Here is a 2,333-nt window from a genome sequence, read left to right on the forward strand (position 1 = left end):
CCCTACGCCGGCATAACCCGGATCAGGTTCTAAGGGTCTGGCGCTCAAGCAATCACTAACAGCAACCGCATTGAGCCTCATCTCAGGCTAAAAGCCACCCCTCGGGAATGGGTGCCATTATACACTTCTTAAAAATAAACAGCGAATGGAAAGATGGTGGGCAAATGTAGGTTGGTGATGAGCCCGTAGGGTGCGTCGAGACGCACCGCTCTCATCTAGGTTCGTGCATATCCAAAACTTTCTTTATTCTTCAAACTCAGCATGGTAAGTAGGCAAGAATTTTTGGACAAGCTCAGGAACACGAACTTCGTGTAGATAATTGTCTTGACAAAAGCAATGCCCACACTCTCTCCAGCCCAGCATCTTCCGAAGCTTATCATTGCCACCAATCACCTTTTCCAGCGCTGTTCTTGACTCTTTGCTGAGGCTTATATTCTCGTTTATTAAAACCTTGGGATTATCGAGGATAATGCCAATAAGATGTTTAAATAAAATTGGCCTTGCAGGCTTTCGGACAGTAATCATCTTTCTCTGTATTTGATAGGAACCCCACTGTTCTGACAATTCATCGACACTTTGAAAATAGTTAGTTGTAAGGTCGGAATGCCTATCCCAATTTATCGGGTTATCTTTAGTTACCCAAATATCCAAATCTGTATCCAGAACGAGCTCTAGATTAAATATAAAGAGAACTGGGCCGTAGTGGTTTTGACGCGAAAAATACTTGTGCAGATCAGTTGTGTCTAGAAATACATCACCGAACACGTCGAATAGCTTATCTATATCGTCAGATGTTTGAGGTGTTTGATAAAGTCCGCCGTCCTCTACATCTTGCCTTGATAAAAGACCGCCTTGTTCTATGAATGTAATCGATGTTGCCACTGTGCTTGCGTGAAATAGATTCTGCACACCTTTACGTTTAAATAAGTTATAAAGTCCTTCATTGTCCAATCTCAATCGGCTCTCCTTATGCTCTTTCGGTAATGATGGGGCAGAATATATCTGGGGTTAAATGAACTCTTACCCCTTAATTTTCAAAGATCAATTGTCTGCGACTACACCTTGAGCCAGTGTCTCTCCATTTACTACTTAAAATAATGGACATCAATTACTATTTTTCATCCATTAATTCAATGAATTTATTCCACGTTATTCTTTTCCCGTTTTGTTTAGACGTCCTACCTTTGCACCAAGTTAACCCTGATTTTGTTACAAACATATCCCCTAAAAATTTATCTGAGCTATCATACACAGAAAATTCTATGCCACTATTTTTCACTTCCATACTTACATTTAAATTCTTAATATTCACTTTCATTACGTACTCCATTTGTCAGAATGTTAAGTGTTTTCTTCTTATTCATTGAGAGTCGAAACCTTATAATAATTAGTTTTTCTAATATTGCAATTCTTTTATCGGTAAGTTTCTCCGTTCATTTTTACAGGCTAATCAAATTCCATGGAAATTCACTTCGAATTATCACATGGCTTTGTACTGCTCTAATAGCACCGGACATTTTCAAAAAAAGTTTGGGACACGCATAAATTTTAATACCAATTCCTACCCTAATCCGCAGTCACTTGGTTGTCATGCTGCACTTAAATCTAGCTTATGCAACTTGCCAAGTTTTAGCTTTCTTTTTGCTTGCAATAAATCATACCTATCTTGCATGGCTAACCAATTTTCTGGTGTTCGACCTAGAACTTTGGCAAGCCTTAGCGCCATTTCGGGGCTGACACCACTTTTCGATTTTAGGATACGGTTTAATGTAGAAGGAGCAACATCAAGGTGCTTGGCCAGCGTTCGACAGCTGACACCAAAAGGCTCCATATAAGTAGCGAGGATAAACTCGCCAGGATGTGGTGGATTGTTCATATTCATTAGCGATAATTCTTTTTGTCTATTATGCCGGTATTTTCTAATGCCCTAAATCAGCAATAAACTAATATTGTTTTATCATATTGGTCGAGTGTAGCGCATCACGCAACACTGTCAAGACGCAGGCTAACTGTTAATGCCTTAGCTACAACAATGCACGACTTCTTTATCCCCCCAATAAAAGTTATACTTCTGCCAACTTATTGAATTTGTGGGTTCCTGCACCCGAGGGCATCTCCTTTGGCCACCTACGCGGGAATGACGAAAAATAAAGATTAATGTCTGAGCAGCCGATGAAGAAGAAAAAAGTTTATATCGCTTATACCGGCGGTACGATTGGGATGAAGCCGAGTGATAAGGGTTTTGTGCCGCAGGAGGGTTTTCTGGAAAATACTCTGGCGAGCTTTCATGAGTTTAAGCATCCGGATATGCCGGAGATTACGATTCGTGATTA

General features: G+C 40.2%; 3 protein-coding genes, 1 pseudogene and 1 riboswitch. Of the genes and pseudogenes, 1 reads left to right on the top strand and 3 read right to left on the bottom strand.

Going from position 1 to position 2,333, the window contains the following annotated elements; genetic code table 11:
• A riboswitch (TPP riboswitch) is annotated at positions 1–112 on the bottom strand. This riboswitch is flagged as partial in the annotation.
• 131 nt (positions 113–243) lie between these two features.
• The 3 genes from HUJ19_RS04225 to HUJ19_RS04235 all read right to left on the bottom strand — a co-directional run bounded on the left by HUJ19_RS04225 (position 244) and on the right by HUJ19_RS04235 (position 1,924).
• On the bottom strand, positions 244–957 hold the full coding sequence (locus HUJ19_RS04225) for a hypothetical protein (protein WP_290622440.1): 714 nt from the start codon (positions 955–957) through the stop codon (positions 244–246).
• A 154-nt stretch (positions 958–1,111) separates the two neighbouring features.
• On the bottom strand, positions 1,112–1,318 hold the full coding sequence (locus tag HUJ19_RS04230) for a hypothetical protein (RefSeq protein ID WP_290622441.1): 207 nt from the start codon (positions 1,316–1,318) through the stop codon (positions 1,112–1,114).
• Between the two features lie 270 nt (positions 1,319–1,588).
• Positions 1,589–1,924: a HigA family addiction module antitoxin gene (locus HUJ19_RS04235; protein WP_367273966.1), complete on the bottom strand. Its 336-nt coding sequence runs from the start codon at positions 1,922–1,924 to the stop codon at positions 1,589–1,591.
• Positions 1,925–2,172: 248 nt separating this feature from the next.
• Here HUJ19_RS04235 and ansA point away from each other — a divergent pair.
• Positions 2,173–2,333 (top strand): annotated as a pseudogene (gene ansA, locus HUJ19_RS13035) (asparaginase); the annotation flags it as partial.

This window comes from Kangiella sp. (assembly GCF_014762745.1).
GTDB lineage: Bacteria > Pseudomonadota > Gammaproteobacteria > Enterobacterales > Kangiellaceae > Kangiella.

Coding starts and splice junctions, on each gene's coding strand:
- HUJ19_RS04230 (WP_290622441.1), bottom strand. CDS start 1,318: ATGAAAGTGAATATTAAGAATTTAAATGTAAGTATGGAAGTGAAAAAT.